Origin of the sequence: Dielma fastidiosa (assembly GCF_000313565.1) — a bacterium.
GTDB lineage: Bacteria > Bacillota_I > Bacilli_A > Erysipelotrichales > Erysipelotrichaceae > Dielma > Dielma fastidiosa.
The window spans coordinates 387,705-402,855 of sequence record NZ_HE578924.1 but is presented as its reverse complement, the minus strand read 5'-3'; the positions used below and the strand labels follow the sequence as shown (position 1 = coordinate 402,855).

Sequence of the window (15,151 nt, the reverse complement as noted above, 5' to 3'; positions counted from 1 at the left end):
TTTTTATGTTTGTTCTTATTTGTTTATAATGCTGTTTATCATTTCAAATTATACCCAAGCGTTCAGTTTTTGTGTTTGCATCATACAAAATTAAGACTTAAAAAAGCTTGCCATAAAATGCTTAAAGTGCTTCATTAAAATGCTTGTAAAGCCTATTAAATCAGGCTTTTCTTCAGTTTAACAATTGTCTTGCGCAAACACAAATCTTGAACTCTAAAAGGATTGAAAGCGTTTCGATTATGCTTTAAAATCACAAGTGTAAAGGGAAGAGATGAAATAAATCATCCGCCTGTGTAAGCTTACAGAATCACAAGGAGGTGATCCACATGCTTAAAGATTTAACGAGTGAGAAATTGATTCGGCTGCAGATTGAAGCTGATAACTGGGAAGATGCAGTAAGAAAGGCCGCTGAGCCGCTGGAAGATGAAGGCAAGATTAAAGCTAGCTATATTGATGCAATTATCGATTCAGTAAAAACCGCGGGTCCATACATTGTTATCACACCTCATGTAGCGCTGCCGCATGCCCGGCCGGAAACCGGAGCCTTGGAAAGTGCTATTGGTATCGCGACTTTAAAAGCGCCGGTTGCCTTTGGCAATGCTGACAATGATCCAGTGAAGTATCTGTTTTGTCTAAGTGCTAAAGACAACAACTCACATCTTGGCGCATTGGCTGATTTAGCTGAACTACTTGAAAACAAAGAATTTTTTGAATTATTGGATAAAACAAACGATCCAAAAGAAGTCATTGATTATTTAAACCATTAGGTAGAAAAGGAGGTACACATATGTACAAAGCATTAGTTTGCTGTCGTGCCGGCATGGGTTCAAGCATGCTGCTGAAGATTAAGGTTGATCAGGTTATAAAAGAAAATAACATGGAAATCGTTACTGAACATGGAAATCTTGATTCATTAATTGGTTTTAATGGGGATCTGGTTATCACTATGGAGGATCTGATGATGGAATTAAAAGATAAGGTTCCGTTTGCTGTCGGTATCCGCAACATTGTTGATAAAGATGAAATCAAAGCAAAATTAAATGAATTCTTAGATACTAAAAAATAGTTGTAAAACTTAAGGGAGGAAAAAGAATATGTTAGATGCATTATTAGGACAAGTCAGGAATACATCGCTGATCGTTGGTTTGATCGCTCTTATCGGTCTGCTGCTGCAAAAGAAGTCAGCAACTGAAGTAATTTCAGGAACTGCAAAAACGATTATGGGCTTTATGATCTTCAACATTGGATCAAGCGCCATCTCAACGATCGTTGCTAACTTTACTACATTATTCAATACAGGGTTTGGAATTGACGGTGTTACAACTCAGGTAGAGGTTGCTACCGGTATGGCATTAAATACTTATGGTACTGAGGTAGCCCTTGTACTGTTAGTAGGTTTCGTTGCTAACTTGGTAATTGCTAAGTTTACACCATTTAAAGCAATCTTCTTAACTGGTCAGCATTTCTTATATTTCGCATGTGTACTTGCATTAGTATTTATCGCTGTGGGTCTGCCAATGCCAGTTACAATTATCGGCGGCGGTATCGTTCTAGGTTTCTGCGGTGCTGCACTGCCAACGCTCTGTCAGCCGTTTATGAATAAGATAACCGGTTCAGACAATCTGGCAATGGGTCACTTCAACTGTATTGGTTATGCTTTCTCTGGTTATGTTGGTAAATTATTTGCTGGTTCAAAAGAAAAATCTGATTCAAGCAATGTTAACATGCCTAAATTCTTTGAATTATTCCGTGACTTTATCTTCTCAATTGCATGCTTCATGGTTGTATTATTCTACATTGCTGTATTTGCATGCGTTGCAACAGGCAACATGGAAACAGTATTGGCAATGTCAGGCAATGACTTATGGTTTGTATATCCGCTGCTGCAAGGTCTGCAATTTGCTGCTGGTATGAGCGTATTGATCTATGGTGTTCGTCAGTTCATCGCTGAAATCACAGCTGCATTCGTTGCTATCTCTGAAAAATATATCCCTAATTCTAAACCAGCTGTTGACTGTCCTGCTATTTTCCCATTCGCACCTACTGCAGTTGTTATCGGTTTCGTCGGTGCATTCTTAGGCGGTCTGTTCGGTATGGCAATGATGGTTCTGTTTAAGAGTCCGGTAATTATGATTCCAGCTGCTGGTATCTGCTTCTTCTCAGGCGGTACTTGCGGTGTATTCGGTAATGCTTATGGTGGATGGAAGGGCGCTCTTGCCGGTTCATTCTTAGTTGGTATTGGTTTAGTTGCTTTACCTCTGGTTCTTTATCCGGTATTTGAAACACTTGGTATTGCTGGTGCTTCATTCCCGAACATCGACTACAATATTGTCGGAACACTCTTGTACAAGGTATTAAGCATTTTCCACTAATTAGATTTATAGTTGTACAGGAACAAGGAGTGAAAATTCCTTGTTCTTGCTTTTTAAGGAGAGCGTATGATCAAAAGTAAAATGAAACAGCAGCCATTATTTGGTACCCTGATAAAAATTGTAGATGATCCGGCGATGTTGATTATGGCAAAGGATGCGGGTATGGATTTTGTCTTTTATGATTGTGAGCATGGGATGATTCCTTATGATCGGCTGCATGATCTGATGCTGATGGGCAATGGCATTAAGATGCCATCAATCGTAAGAGCTGCACAGCTTGCGCGCAGTGATGTATCAAGAGTGCTTGACTGCGGAGCTGCGGGTGTGATGGTACCGATGATTGAAACAAGTGAACAAGCCAGACAGCTAGTGCAGTGGAGCAAGTATCCGCCGCTTGGCAGCCGCAGCTATTCAGGCGGTGCAAATACATTCTACAAACCATCAGGCAACCATCAGGAAAATATGCGTGAACTGAATCAGGCAACGATTACGATTGCGCAGATCGAGACCGTTAAGGGTGTTGAAAATGTCGATGAAATCGCTCAGGTAGAAGGCATTGACGCTTTGATTGTCGGGCCTGCTGATTTGGGAATATCAATGGGCAATCCCGATAATATGATGCATCCTGATGAGCTGGCTTTGATTCGTAAGGTTGCGAATGCTTGTAAAAGAGCAGATAAGGGATTTGGAATTATTGGGCCGCTGCCTTTGATTGCCGAATTTAAAAATGATATTGATCTGCTTATCTCAGCCATTGACGTAAATATTCTGCGTGATGGTTTAAAACAATATGTTAAAGGCTATCAGGATATTATTAAATAAAGGAGGATCTATGGAAACAAAGAAAGTAATCAAAGAATTCCTTGATATTGAATTCTCTGAAATACAAAATTATATCAATCATATTGATTATTCTGCCATTGAAAAGGCAAAGGATTTGATTCTGGCTGCGGAAGCTAAGAATAATCGCCTGCATGTGACAGGCATCGGCAAACCAGGACATGTAGCTGGCTATGCGGCTTCGCTGCTTTCATCTACCGGTACGCCAACCTATGAACTGCATGGGACAGAAGCTGTTCACGGCAGTGCCGGTCAGGTACTCAGCGGTGATGTGGTAATTGCTATTTCCAACAGCGGAGAAACATCAGAATTAAAGGCAACCGTTGAGACATTGAAAAAGAATGGTGCTAAGATCATCGCGGTTACGGGCAATCCGGATTCATGGCTGGCAAAGAGCGCGGAGGTTGCACTGATTGCCGGTGTTAAACATGAGGGAGATCCATTAAATAAGCCGCCGCGGGCATCTATTTTGGCAGAGATTGTCATGTTACAAAGCTTAAGTGTTTTACTCCAGGAAACCCGTGGTTTAACACCGCAGGAATATGTCAGATGGCATCCAGGCGGTGCGCTTGGTCAGTCGATCAGAGAAGGAAAGTAGGAAAGAACTATGGAAATAAAAGGTATTATTACCGCAATGGTAACTCCTTTTGATGAAAATCAGAAGATTAATGAGACAGCTGCCCGTCAGTTGGTTGATAAGCTGATCAGTCAGGGTGTACATGGCTTGTTTATTTTAGGCACAAATGGAGAATTTCATGTGCTGAGCGATGATGAAAAAGTAGAATTTGCTAAAATTGTAATCGATCAGGCAGCCCATCGTGTACCGGTTTATGTCGGTGCCGGCGCATGCGGAACTCAGGAAACAATTAAATTGGCACAGCGGATGGAAGCTGTCGGTGCTGATGCGTTATCCGTGATTTCCCCTTATTTTATCGCTCCAACTCAGCAGGAACTGGCTGACCATTACCGTAAGGTTGCGGAAGCTGTAAATATTCCAATTATCATGTATAACATTCCGAAGAATACCGGTATTAATATTGAACCAGAAACCGTCAAATCATTGATTGGCGTTAAGAATATTGCCGGCATTAAAGACAGCAGCGGCAACATGGAAAATATGCAGGGTTATATTGACGCGGGTAAAAACAGTGATTTCGTAGTCTTAGTTGGTTCTGATTCAAAGATTCTGCCGGCTTTGAAGATCGGTGCCGCAGGAGCTATTGCCGGTACAAGCAATGTTATTGCGGAATTAGATGTGTCAATTTATGAAAATTACTTAAAGGGCAATTTGGAAGCTGCCGAGCAGGCACAGAAGGATATTGATGTTCTGCGTGGTGTTTTAAAGCTAGGAACCGTGCCGTCAGTGATGAAAAGAGCAGTGACTTTATTAGGCATTAATGTGGGGGATGCGCGTTATCCAGTAAGCAAGCTGCCGGCCGAGGCTGATGAACAAATTAAAGCAGCACTTGCTTATTATAAATTGTAAGAGGGGAATGGGATATGTTTAAAACAGATATCATAACAAGAATTGAGAAAACCGGCGCAATGGCCATCGTTCGTACAGAAACCATTGAGCGCGGCATTGAAATTGCGCAAGGCTGTTTAAACGGCGGCGTAGATGTTTTGGAAATCAGCTATACATTACCTAATGCCGGTGAAGTGATTGAAGCGATTAATCAAAAATTTAATGATCAGCTGGTAGTGGGTGCCGGTACGGTACTCGATGCAGAAACGGCACGTTTAGCAATTCTTAAGGGTGCTAAATTTATCATTGCTCCTAATTTCAGCAAAGAAGTTGCCAGATTATGCAATCGATATCAAATTCCTTACGCACCTGGCTGTACCACAATTACCGAAATGGTTGAAGCGGTGGAAGTTGGTGCTTCCTTTATCAAAGCTTTCCCAATCTCTAATTTCTATGGCCCAGAGCTTGTATCGGTACTAAAAACCCCAATCCCGGTTATGCCGATCCTTGCATCAGGCGGCATCACTTTGGATAACTTATCTGATTGGATAAAAAAAGGTACTGAATGCTGCGGCTTCGGCGGTTTGCTGACTAAAGGGACATCTGAGGAAATTACGGAAAATGCGAAAAAGATCCGTGCGATTATTGATGAAACTCGTTCAGCAATGAAATAATTGAGTAATCATAAAGAAAACTGTCATGTTGATATTCACATGGCAGTTTTTTTGTTGAGTGTATTTGTTTCAATGTATAAGCATGACTCTACGCAGCGTAGGTTGTTCCTTAATATGAATAATGGTATTCTAAGCTAGTAAAGTGAGGGTATATGAAATGAATACTTATATAACAGGCTCTGCAATTAAAATGTTAAGAGAAAAGCAATGCATGACGCAGCTTCAGCTGGCAGAAAAGCTGAACGTGAGTGATAAAACTATTTCCAAATGGGAAACAGGAAAGGGATTACCTGATATCTCATTAATTGAACCATTAGCCGCAATTTTAAAAGTTTCACTTCCGGAATTATTATCCGGTGAGCAAATTATAAATACGAATCGCTCGGCTAATATTATGAAATCAAATCTTTATGTTTGTCCGATATGCGGAAATATTTTACATGCCACTGGCTCGGCAATGATTTCCTGCTGCGGCGTCACACTGCCGTCTTTAGAGAATGAGCAGGTTGATGATGAACACCAAATAAGCTGTGAAAAAATAGAAAATGAATATTTTGTCTCACTTCATCATCCCATGACCAAAAATCATTATATTTCTTTTATGGCATATTGTACCGGTGAACGATTTGAATTGGTAAAACTGTATCCTGAAAGTTCTATTGAAGTACGGTTTATCTGCCGTGGACATGGCTTATTGTATTGGTATTGCAACCATCATGGCTTATTCATGAAGAAAATTTAGGGGGATAAGTAATTGTATTTAATGGAAGTCCGGCAGGTGTAAATAGCACCGCTAATCTTATTGCCGAAGCATTTTTAAAGGGTGCTATGTCAGCCGGAGCGGAAATAGAAAATATCTTTTTGAAAGACATCGCATCCTTCAATGTCATCAAGTTTACGCAGATATTATGAATGAGCTGAATACTCCGCTCATGTCCACACAAGATTATGTAACTTACATTCAAAAGGTTTAAAGATATTAAATACCTGTTACGATCAAGAATCATGACAGGTATTTTAGTTCATCATTAATAACTCTTGTTACACAATACTATTTTGCTGAAGGAATTAAAGATTAACTGCTTGTGGAAAATGCATAATATTCTTTTCAGAACACAAACCTAAATGACGTTATGGAAGCATTATGTTATTATGTACTTAAAGAAAAAATTGAATTTTTAGTAGGAGGAAATATTAAATGAATACTGAAATTCTTGGTAAGAAAGATGGTTATATAATACGATTGGCCAAAATTCAAGATGCAACTAATTATTATGAACAAAATTTTTGCCCTTTAGATAAAGAAGTTGCGCGATTGACCGGTAGTAAAGAAGTATACACAAAAGAAGAAGTTGAAACCTTTTTCTTAAGATCGCTTGAAGATGATGATAGATATTTCTTTTTGATTATAGCACCTAACGGCAGAATAATTGGTGAAAGTATTATTAATGAAATTGATTGGAATTTACGCAGCGCTAATTTTCGTATAGGTCTTTATCAATTGACGGAGAGAGGTAAGGGAATTGGAACTTGGGCAACAGAAGCAACGCGTGATTTTGCATTCGAAAAATTAAGGTTACATCGATTAGAGTTGGATGTATATTCATTTAACCCAAGAGCTGAAAAAGTATATTTAAAAGCAGGATTTAAGAGAGAGGGTGTTTTAAGAGATGCTATTATGGACGGCAATGAATATGCAGATGATATTTTGATGTCAATTTTAGAAGATGAATGGAAAGCATTAAAGAAATAAATAGTAAGTATAATTAAATAAACTGAAATCCTACAAACCTATAGGGTGAAGCTATGGCAAGTGATGATGAAGTCCTATTTAACAATGTTTGACTAGACATAATAGAAGGTAAAATAAATCATAAATTTATAGATCTTGGAAAATAATAAGGAGGAGTATAATGCTGACAATAGAAGAATTCAGGCTATTACCGGATGATGAAAAAGCAGAGAGATATAAAGAGTTAAGTGATCATGATCGCTTTATATGGCGGATATCAAGTCCTTTATCAGCTAAGGTTGTAACTAATAAGGAATTATCTAAAGAGCAGAGAGAAAGTGTTAGAGAATCACGATTAAAACTGCTGAAGGAAGGCAAAATTACGCAGCAACAGTTTGATGAGTTAGAAAAAGATTAAAATCTTCATAATTTTTGAAAATATAATTAAGTGTGTAACGTTCATTCTAGGAATATGTAAATTTATCAGTAGAAAGTAATTGACACAAAAAATAACTGTCTTGAGGTTCATCACCAACAAGACAGTTATTTTAGTTTCATTATTAATATCCGTACATCTCTCCCCAATATATCTCATAAATCAGCCAATCATCATCGGCATTTACTTTACCGCATAAAAAGATTCTCGGATAACGTCCACTGTCAATCTGCGCTCCAACGGCATCCTCGCCCCACACGAAATCAATATCCGCCTTAACAACAGCTGTTTCACTAAGACTGTATTGATCGATATCTGCTTGTATATGCTCAGCCAATAAAGCATCAATTTCATTTTGGGTTAGGGTCGTTACCTCATGGATAACATAATCCTTAACATATATACCCTCATCAAAGTTCTTCTTCTCATTGGCAGCTGATATCTTTAATGCTTCGTTATCACCATACAAGTCACTCAGCTTTTCATATTCACTGGCAATATCATAATAATAATTATTTACTACTAATTCTTCCACACTGCTTTTTGGAGCTGTTTCTAAAGTAAAACTGCGTCCATTAAATTGAGCGTTCATTTCACCATGATATTCATAGACATCAGAAGCTTTATTTTCATCTTGTGCTGCATTATTTTGTGAATCATGATTATTTATTTCCGGTTGCTTGTCAGCCGGTGCAGCACATGCACTCAGCATCCCTGCCATAAGCAATATGCTTAAAAACTTATTTATGTTTCTCATCAGTTACCTCCATTTGTTGATCTTACCATTATCTTACCATAAAATATCAGCTTATTATGTGATTTAAAACGCACATATAAAACAAAGTTTAAATTTTGTATAGGTACTTGACAAAAATAAGACATAAATTCAATTGAGGTTTTGCAGCTTATCCAGTAGAATGAAAGTGGAAAATAATAACAATTCAACTGTGATCGGGGGATTGAAAATGGATAATGACTTAATAACATTGATTAAAATCTTGAATAAGAAATCATATCTGACATTGAAAGATCTCGAAATTGAAACAAAAGCAACTAAAAGACAAGTAACTTACCGCCTTGAAAAAATCAATCATCTGCTTAAATCTGAAAATCTGCCCATTATTACAACAGGCGGTAAAAAAGAATTGCTGATTGATGCTCATACGCGTGAATTCCTTGTCGGTTTTATTCATGAGATGAAAAAAGATGATGTTTATTATCTGAATAAAAAAGAGCGTCTGGCTTATATTTACCTGATGCTTTTTATGAATCCTGAGTATATCGCTCTTCAGCATTTTATCGATGCCCTTCAGGTGAGCCGTTCGACAGTGTTGCTGGATTTCAAGGATTTGGTATTAGAATTAGACCAAGATCACATCACAATAAAAAATAATCGTATCAAGGGATATTACCTTTCAGGTTCTGAAATGGAAATCCGCCGTTATATGATGAAGCTGATTATCTCTTCCTTAGCTGATGAACGCAATACGAAAGTATTTGATTTATTTATCGATGATTTTAATTTGGATACATTTGAATATTCCAAGCTGGTAATAACTGAATTATCAGAAAGAAATCATATATCCTTTGTGGAAGACCGTCTTGTAGAATTTATTTATATTTTTATATTCCTAAAAGCAAGAATGATCAGCGGCAAGGATGCCAGTGCTGAAATCAGTATGATGCCTGATTTAGATGCGATGAAATCAATGAAGGAATATGCCTTTACGGAAGCCCTGCTGACAAACTATAAGAATACAAGCTTAATTCCTGAAAAAGAAATCAATTATATCAGTTCATGGATTCTGGGCATATCGGTGGGAAATGTTGAAGAAGATGCGCAGGACTGCTTAATTATCGGCGAAATTGTCGGTAAGATTATGACTCGTTTTGAGTTCTTAAGCGGCATCCATTATAAGGATAGTGAGGAAATTTTCCGTCAGCTGTTTTCACATTTTCGTCCGGCTTATTATCGTTTGCTGTTCAAATTGCCAATCTATAATCCGCTTTGTCAGCGGGTAAAGGATGAATATAAAGAGCTTTATGCTTTAGTTAAGGAAACTATGAAACCATTCACTGTTCTTTTTGGTGAAGAGATTCCGGAAGATGAATTGGCTTATCTGACAATCCATTTCGCAACCATCTATTCCAAGAATCGTGAAGGTGAAGCGATGGAGAAGAAAAGGGCGCTGATTGTTTGTTCCAATGGCATTGGTTCCTCCGCAATTTTATATAATGAATTAAAGAACATGTTTCCTGAAATATATTTTTATCTGCCCATTGAAGCTGCCGGTTACGCTGATTTTAATGAACCGGTAGAGATTATTTTTACGACGCAGTTTCATCGCGGTATGAATGAACTTAGTATACCAGTGGTTAAGGTCAGTCCTGTCATGGATATGCGCGAGCGTTATGAAGTAGTTCGTGAGGTATGCTCCCGATTGAAAATGTCGCTGGTCAATCAGCCTAATGTGGAAATGATTTTAGAAGCAGTTCGCAAGCATGCACTGATCAGTGATGAGAATGCATTATATAATGAGCTTTACGCGATGTTCTCACCCAATGAGAATGCAGTTAAGGATGAGCTTAAGGGATATAAGCTGACGGATTTAATTTCTAAAGAGCTGATCTGTCTGAAACTTGAAGCAAGGGATTGGGAAGACGCTATCCGTCAATCAGGTGCTAAGCTTGTGGATACCGGCAAGGTTACTCAGCATTATATTGATGAAATTATCCGTATCAATAAAGCGACGGCTCCCTATATCGTAATTACTAAGCATGTGGCACTGCCGCATACACGGCCTGAAAATGGTGCTTTAGAATGCGCGCTAGGGGTAGCGGTGCTTAAAAATCCAGTCGTATTTGGCAGCGCAGAAAATGATCCGGTCAAATATATTTTCTGTTTGAGTGCATTGGATAATGAAAGCCATCTGCCTGCGATGTCAGAATTCCTAGATTTGATTAACAGACATGAATTTTTTGAAATGCTGGATCAGGCAAAGACAGCAGATGAGGTAATTAATTATATTAAAGAATATGAAAGTAATGAAGCAGCTTAAGGTTTATTTTTATAACTGAAGTGAATCACAATCTTTATAGCATTAACTTTTTATTGAAAAAGTAGCTGAAAATGGCTAAAACGTTGATTTACTACTTGCTTTCTTGAATTCTATCCGCTATAATTATAAAGCACTTACTTTAGGTAAACTGTTACTTAAGGCGGAAGGAGAAAAATTATGAAACAAGGAATTCACCCAAAATACAATCGTATTATTGTTAAGTGTTCAACTTGCGGAAATGAATTTGAAACTGGTTCAACAGCTAAGGAATTACGCGTTGATACTTGTTCAAACTGTCATCCTTTCTTCACTGGAAGACAACGTTTCGCAGCTGCACAAGGACGAATTGAAAAGTTCAATAAGAAATACGGCATTAAGGAATAATGAAAATCAGGACTTAAAAAGTCCTTTTTTCTTGCCGTGTTATCGAGTATAATAAAGAATGGATAACGAGGTAATCATGTATGTATCAACAATATCGTGAAGGCTGGCTGGAAGTAATCACCGGCTGCATGTTCGCAGGCAAGACGGAGGAGTTGATCAGACGGATCAATGTGCTTCAGTTTGCCGGTAAAAAGGTTGTCGTTTTCAAGCCGAAAATCGATGATCGTTATAGTAAAGATCAAGTTGTTTCGCATTGCGGCAAATGCATCGAGAGTTTTGCGGTTTCCAGTTCAAAAGAAATTTTAAAGCTGGCAGGTGATGCCGAAGTCATTGCCATCGATGAGGTTCAGTTTTTTGATGAAGGTATCATTGAGGTATGCAACTCGTTTGCGGATCAGGGCAGGCGTGTGATGGCCGCGGGTCTGGATCTTGATTTTAGAGGTGAACCTTTTGGGGTTATGCCATCCTTAATGACCTATGCAGAATTTGTTACTAAGCTGACGGCTGTCTGTATGCGCTGCGGCGCTCCGGCTACCCGTACACAGCGGCTAGTTGATGGACATCCGGCCCGTTATGATGATCCGATCATTCAGGTTGGAGCCAGTGAAAGCTATGAAGCACGGTGCCGTCATTGCCATGAGGTACCAGGCAGAACTTTGATTAAATAAAAAGAAAGAAGGTATAGTTATGAATCCGATGATCGAACGTTTAGAATCAATCACAGCGCGTTATGAAGAATTGGGCCAGCTGCTGCTGGAACCAGCTACGTTGTCAGATAATCGTCTGATGGCTAAGCTTGCGAAGGAACAGGCTTCATTGACGCAGACGGTTGAGGCTTATGAAGAATATAAGAAAATTGAAGAAGAACTAGTCAGCGCTCATGAGCTGTTTCATGAAAAAGATGAAGAGATGCGTGAGATGGCAAGAATGGAGATTGAAGAGCTTGAACCCCGCAAGGAAGAGCTGATTGCTAAGCTTGAAGTATTATTAATCCCTAAGGACCCAATGGATGATAACAATGTTATCGTGGAAATCCGCGGTGCAGCCGGCGGTGATGAAGGTAATATCTTTGCCGGTGATTTATACCGTATGTATACACGTTATGCTGAAACAGTTGGCTGGAAGACTGAATTAATGGAAGTTCAGGAATCAGAAGCCGGCGGTTTCTCTTTGATTTCCTTTATGCTTAAGGGTGATCGTGCTTATGGCCGTTTAAAATTCGAATCAGGCTCACATCGTGTACAGCGTGTGCCTAAGACAGAATCAGCCGGACGTATCCATACATCAACAGCAACGGTATTAGTTTCTCCGGAAATTGAAGCGGCAGATTTTGAAATTGATGATAATGATCTGGAAATTGAAACATGCCGTTCATCAGGTGCCGGCGGTCAGCATATCAATAAGACTGACTCTGCGGTGCGTATCGTACATATTCCTACCGGTATCACGGTAAAGTGTCAGGATGGCCGTTCTCAGCATGAGAATAAGGCAACGGCTATGCGTTTAGTTCGTTCCCGTGTCTATGAGGAGCATATGCGCAAGCTGGAAGAAGAAGCCGGTGCAGAACGCCGCAGTAAAATCGGTACTGGTGACCGTTCAGAAAAAATCAGAACATACAACTATCCGCAGAATCGTGTTACCGATCATCGCATCGGCTTAACGATCAACCAGCTTGACCGCATTATGGAAGGTAAGCTGGGCGATGTATTAGATGCGCTTGAAGAATACGATCAAAAGCTGAAACTGGCTGGTGAAAAATAATGCCGACCTATCGTCAATGTCTGAAACAGGCTCAAAAGCAGATGCAGAATGCCGGTTTGAGTGAACAAAGTGCTACTTTACTGATGCTTGAGCTGGCGAATATGGATTCCCAGAATCTTTATATGGATTATGAAAAAGAGATGCCATCAGAGCTTGAAGAAAGCTTTAACGAAGCCTTTCCGAGATTATTAAGCGGGGAACCGCTCCAGCATATTCTGGGCTTTGAGTGGTTTTATGGCTATCGCTTTAAGGTGAATGAAGATGTGCTGATTCCACGCCCGGAAACTGAAGAACTGGTTGCCAATATTTTGGCGGCCTATGATGAGCATTTTGCTGATAAGGAAAATGTGATGGTTTGCGACATCGGTACTGGTTCAGGTGCAATTGCGATTTCATTAAAGAAAGAAGAACCTAAATTAAACGTCATGGCTACGGATATCAGTGAACGGGCATTAGCGGTCGCTGGTGAAAATGCAAAAATCAATGAAGCACAGGTAGCCTTTTGCTGCGGTGATATGGTAGAGCCTTTAATTGAACGTCAGCTGCATTTCGATATTCTGATTTCTAATCCGCCTTATATTCCTAATGATGAGGAGCTTGAACATTCGGTTAAGGACTTTGAACCGCATGTTGCTTTATTTGGCGGTGATGATGGTTTGAAATTCTACCGCATCATATTTGAACGCTCTAAGCTGATTCTAAACGAAAAGAGTATGCTTGCCTTTGAAATCGGATATAATCAAAAGGAAGCATTGATGGCTGAGGCTGCAAAATACTTTCCTGATAGTAAGATTGAAGTGTTAAAGGATATGAATGGCAAGAATCGTATGTTATTTATTTATAATCATTGTGACTAAGAACCTAATGGTTCTTTTTCTATGTTTAAATTAAGCAGAACTGTCTATCCTTAAGGCAGGAGGCTGACATATGAAAAAACTGACACTAATCCTGCTGATCTGGACATTCTGGCTGGTAACGCCAATAAAATCAGAAGGCGTGGTTCCTGAATATACAATATATAATGATTCAAAGGCAGCGGATATTGCTGCTGTACATGATGAGGTGATGACGATTGCCAGTGATTTATTTCAATATGCGGATGCTGACAGTTATCAGACACTGCTGCAAAGCGGCATTCAAAAATTCAGTCATGAAGGCTGGCAGGTTAAGCTTCATAACCATTCTTTAATCATAACTATTGGAGATGGCAAAGGCGATGTTGTCGGCGGTAAGTTTACAAAAAATGAATTTTGTCTGCCAGAGGTAAAACCAAAATCAATTGTGCGTGAATGGCTCGGATTTTAATTCGAGTCTTTTTCTTTATAAGTATGAATAATTGTGGTAAACTGTTTGCAGAGTGGTGATATAGATGGAAACAAAAAGAAAAACAAAAGAAGAAATGGATGAAGTTATTGAGTGTTTACAAGCCGGTGGCGTGGCAGCATTTCCTACCGACACAGTGTATGGTTTAGGTGTCATTTATGATGATGAAAAAGCCTTGGAGCGTTTAAAAGAAGCGAAGGGAAGACCGGAGAATAAACCGATTCCGCTGATGATTTCTAATCTGAAGCAGATTGAAAGCGTGGCGGTAGTTACGGAAAAAGCAAAGAAGCTGATTCAGAAATTTATGCCGGGTGCCTTCACAATCATTTTAAAGAAGCGTGAAAATGTACCTGCCTATGTAACTAATGGCTTTGATACCATCGGCATCCGTATGCCTGATGATGATTTTATCCTTGAATTAATGAACCGCATTGGTAAGCCGATGCTGGTAACAAGCGCAAATATGTCCGGTATGCCGACAGGTACAACTTTCATGGAAGTTATTGAACAGCTGGAAGGCAGAATTGACATGGTAGTTAAAGGAATGTGTGGCTGTAAGGAAAGCTCAACCATTGTAGACGCGTCTACGGATGCGGTAAAGCTGATCCGCAAAGGTCCGATCAGTGAAGATGAAATCATGAAAATCGTGGAGGAAAATTAAATGAAAGTTGCAATTGCTTGTGATCACGGTGCATATGAATATAAGGAAATCTTAAAAAAGATGCTGATTGAGGAAGGATATACGGTGACTGATTTTGGCACTGATTCTACTGCTTCAGTCGATTATGCGGATTATGCCTCAGCCGCCGCCAGAAGTGTAGCGGCTCATGAGAATGATAAGGGTATTGTCTTATGCGGTACCGGTATTGGTGTAAGTATTGCGGCCAATAAGATCAAGGGCATCCGCTGTGCCTTATGTTCAGATCCATTGAGCGCCCGTTTAACCAGAGAGCATAATGATTCCAATGTATTAGCCATGGGCCAGCGCATCATCGGTGAAGAATTGATGAAGGAAATTGCTCATGTATGGCTGACTACTGAGTTCTCACATGAAGAACGTCATCAGCGCCGTATTGATAAAGTAAGCAAATTGGAGGACTAAGAA

Annotated in this window: 19 protein-coding genes; 18 read left to right on the top strand and 1 reads right to left on the bottom strand. The window is 39.4% G+C overall.

What is annotated here, in order from left to right; translation table 11 throughout:
* Positions 1-326: 326 nt before the first annotated feature.
* The 10 genes from DAHG_RS05460 to DAHG_RS05415 all read left to right on the top strand — a co-directional run bounded on the left by DAHG_RS05460 (position 327) and on the right by DAHG_RS05415 (position 7,501).
* Positions 327-767 (top strand): PTS sugar transporter subunit IIA, encoded by a 441-nt coding sequence (locus tag DAHG_RS05460; RefSeq protein ID WP_022937327.1) that lies wholly within the window; start codon positions 327-329, stop codon positions 765-767.
* A 20-nt stretch (positions 768-787) separates the two neighbouring features.
* Positions 788-1,066, top strand: a complete 279-nt coding sequence (locus DAHG_RS05455; protein ID WP_022937326.1) for a PTS sugar transporter subunit IIB — start codon at positions 788-790, stop codon at positions 1,064-1,066.
* Between the two features lie 28 nt (positions 1,067-1,094).
* On the top strand, positions 1,095-2,372 hold the full coding sequence (locus tag DAHG_RS05450) for a PTS ascorbate transporter subunit IIC (RefSeq protein WP_022937325.1): 1,278 nt from the start codon (positions 1,095-1,097) through the stop codon (positions 2,370-2,372).
* Positions 2,373-2,438: 66 nt separating this feature from the next.
* A complete protein-coding gene (locus tag DAHG_RS05445) occupies positions 2,439-3,194 on the top strand; it encodes an HpcH/HpaI aldolase family protein (RefSeq protein WP_022937324.1) in 756 nt (251 codons plus the stop codon).
* Positions 3,195-3,204: 10 nt separating this feature from the next.
* Positions 3,205-3,810, top strand: coding sequence for a KpsF/GutQ family sugar-phosphate isomerase (locus DAHG_RS05440; RefSeq protein WP_022937323.1), 606 nt, complete (start codon positions 3,205-3,207; stop codon positions 3,808-3,810).
* Between the two features lie 9 nt (positions 3,811-3,819).
* On the top strand, positions 3,820-4,698 hold the full coding sequence (dapA, locus tag DAHG_RS05435) for a 4-hydroxy-tetrahydrodipicolinate synthase (RefSeq protein ID WP_022937322.1): 879 nt from the start codon (positions 3,820-3,822) through the stop codon (positions 4,696-4,698).
* A gap of 14 nt (positions 4,699-4,712) precedes the next feature.
* Positions 4,713-5,351 carry a beta/alpha barrel domain-containing protein gene (locus DAHG_RS05430; protein ID WP_022937321.1) on the top strand — a complete coding sequence of 213 codons (639 nt, stop codon included), beginning with the start codon at positions 4,713-4,715 and terminating at the stop codon, positions 5,349-5,351.
* A gap of 157 nt (positions 5,352-5,508) precedes the next feature.
* Positions 5,509-6,093, top strand: coding sequence for a helix-turn-helix domain-containing protein (locus DAHG_RS05425; protein ID WP_022937320.1), 585 nt, complete (start codon positions 5,509-5,511; stop codon positions 6,091-6,093).
* A gap of 456 nt (positions 6,094-6,549) precedes the next feature.
* Positions 6,550-7,104, top strand: a complete 555-nt coding sequence (locus DAHG_RS05420) for a GNAT family N-acetyltransferase (protein WP_022937319.1) — start codon at positions 6,550-6,552, stop codon at positions 7,102-7,104.
* Positions 7,105-7,264: 160 nt separating this feature from the next.
* Positions 7,265-7,501 carry a hypothetical protein gene (locus tag DAHG_RS05415; RefSeq protein WP_022937318.1) on the top strand — a complete coding sequence of 79 codons (237 nt, stop codon included), beginning with the start codon at positions 7,265-7,267 and terminating at the stop codon, positions 7,499-7,501.
* A 142-nt stretch (positions 7,502-7,643) separates the two neighbouring features.
* Here DAHG_RS05415 and DAHG_RS05410 read toward each other — a convergent pair whose 3' ends face one another.
* Positions 7,644-8,276 carry a hypothetical protein gene (locus DAHG_RS05410; RefSeq protein WP_022937317.1) on the bottom strand — a complete coding sequence of 211 codons (633 nt, stop codon included), beginning with the start codon at positions 8,274-8,276 and terminating at the stop codon, positions 7,644-7,646.
* 208 nt (positions 8,277-8,484) lie between these two features.
* Here DAHG_RS05410 and DAHG_RS05405 point away from each other — a divergent pair, with 208 nt between their 5' ends.
* The 8 genes from DAHG_RS05405 to rpiB all read left to right on the top strand — a co-directional run bounded on the left by DAHG_RS05405 (position 8,485) and on the right by rpiB (position 15,148).
* On the top strand, positions 8,485-10,578 hold the full coding sequence (locus DAHG_RS05405) for a BglG family transcription antiterminator (protein WP_022937316.1): 2,094 nt from the start codon (positions 8,485-8,487) through the stop codon (positions 10,576-10,578).
* 177 nt (positions 10,579-10,755) lie between these two features.
* On the top strand, positions 10,756-10,962 hold the full coding sequence (rpmE, locus tag DAHG_RS05400) for a 50S ribosomal protein L31 (RefSeq protein ID WP_022937315.1): 207 nt from the start codon (positions 10,756-10,758) through the stop codon (positions 10,960-10,962).
* 80 nt (positions 10,963-11,042) lie between these two features.
* Positions 11,043-11,630 (top strand): thymidine kinase, encoded by a 588-nt coding sequence (locus tag DAHG_RS05395; RefSeq protein ID WP_022937314.1) that lies wholly within the window; start codon positions 11,043-11,045, stop codon positions 11,628-11,630.
* Positions 11,631-11,649: 19 nt separating this feature from the next.
* Complete coding sequence (gene prfA, locus DAHG_RS05390; protein WP_022937313.1) at positions 11,650-12,723, top strand: peptide chain release factor 1; 1,074 nt, start codon at positions 11,650-11,652, stop codon at positions 12,721-12,723.
* Positions 12,723-13,580 (top strand): peptide chain release factor N(5)-glutamine methyltransferase, encoded by an 858-nt coding sequence (gene prmC / locus DAHG_RS05385; RefSeq protein ID WP_022937312.1) that lies wholly within the window; start codon positions 12,723-12,725, stop codon positions 13,578-13,580. The genes prfA and prmC overlap by 1 nt, the downstream gene beginning before the upstream one ends.
* A gap of 70 nt (positions 13,581-13,650) precedes the next feature.
* Positions 13,651-14,028 carry a hypothetical protein gene (locus DAHG_RS05380; protein ID WP_022937311.1) on the top strand — a complete coding sequence of 126 codons (378 nt, stop codon included), beginning with the start codon at positions 13,651-13,653 and terminating at the stop codon, positions 14,026-14,028.
* 64 nt (positions 14,029-14,092) lie between these two features.
* Positions 14,093-14,707, top strand: coding sequence for an L-threonylcarbamoyladenylate synthase (locus tag DAHG_RS05375; protein ID WP_022937310.1), 615 nt, complete (start codon positions 14,093-14,095; stop codon positions 14,705-14,707).
* Complete coding sequence (rpiB, locus tag DAHG_RS21730) at positions 14,708-15,148, top strand: ribose 5-phosphate isomerase B (RefSeq protein ID WP_022937309.1); 441 nt, start codon at positions 14,708-14,710, stop codon at positions 15,146-15,148.
* The last annotated feature ends 3 nt before the right edge of the window (positions 15,149-15,151 follow it).

Coding starts and splice junctions, on each gene's coding strand:
- DAHG_RS05460 (WP_022937327.1), top strand. CDS start 327: ATGCTTAAAGATTTAACGAGTGAGAAATTGATTCGGCTGCAGATTGAA.
- DAHG_RS05455 (WP_022937326.1), top strand. CDS start 788: ATGTACAAAGCATTAGTTTGCTGTCGTGCCGGCATGGGTTCAAGCATG.
- DAHG_RS05450 (WP_022937325.1), top strand. CDS start 1,095: ATGTTAGATGCATTATTAGGACAAGTCAGGAATACATCGCTGATCGTT.
- DAHG_RS05445 (WP_022937324.1), top strand. CDS start 2,439: ATGATCAAAAGTAAAATGAAACAGCAGCCATTATTTGGTACCCTGATA.
- DAHG_RS05440 (WP_022937323.1), top strand. CDS start 3,205: ATGGAAACAAAGAAAGTAATCAAAGAATTCCTTGATATTGAATTCTCT.
- dapA (WP_022937322.1), top strand. CDS start 3,820: ATGGAAATAAAAGGTATTATTACCGCAATGGTAACTCCTTTTGATGAA.
- DAHG_RS05430 (WP_022937321.1), top strand. CDS start 4,713: ATGTTTAAAACAGATATCATAACAAGAATTGAGAAAACCGGCGCAATG.
- DAHG_RS05425 (WP_022937320.1), top strand. CDS start 5,509: ATGAATACTTATATAACAGGCTCTGCAATTAAAATGTTAAGAGAAAAG.
- DAHG_RS05420 (WP_022937319.1), top strand. CDS start 6,550: ATGAATACTGAAATTCTTGGTAAGAAAGATGGTTATATAATACGATTG.
- DAHG_RS05415 (WP_022937318.1), top strand. CDS start 7,265: ATGCTGACAATAGAAGAATTCAGGCTATTACCGGATGATGAAAAAGCA.
- DAHG_RS05410 (WP_022937317.1), bottom strand. CDS start 8,276: ATGAGAAACATAAATAAGTTTTTAAGCATATTGCTTATGGCAGGGATG.
- DAHG_RS05405 (WP_022937316.1), top strand. CDS start 8,485: ATGGATAATGACTTAATAACATTGATTAAAATCTTGAATAAGAAATCA.
- rpmE (WP_022937315.1), top strand. CDS start 10,756: ATGAAACAAGGAATTCACCCAAAATACAATCGTATTATTGTTAAGTGT.
- DAHG_RS05395 (WP_022937314.1), top strand. CDS start 11,043: ATGTATCAACAATATCGTGAAGGCTGGCTGGAAGTAATCACCGGCTGC.
- prfA (WP_022937313.1), top strand. CDS start 11,650: ATGAATCCGATGATCGAACGTTTAGAATCAATCACAGCGCGTTATGAA.
- prmC (WP_022937312.1), top strand. CDS start 12,723: ATGCCGACCTATCGTCAATGTCTGAAACAGGCTCAAAAGCAGATGCAG.
- DAHG_RS05380 (WP_022937311.1), top strand. CDS start 13,651: ATGAAAAAACTGACACTAATCCTGCTGATCTGGACATTCTGGCTGGTA.
- DAHG_RS05375 (WP_022937310.1), top strand. CDS start 14,093: ATGGAAACAAAAAGAAAAACAAAAGAAGAAATGGATGAAGTTATTGAG.
- rpiB (WP_022937309.1), top strand. CDS start 14,708: ATGAAAGTTGCAATTGCTTGTGATCACGGTGCATATGAATATAAGGAA.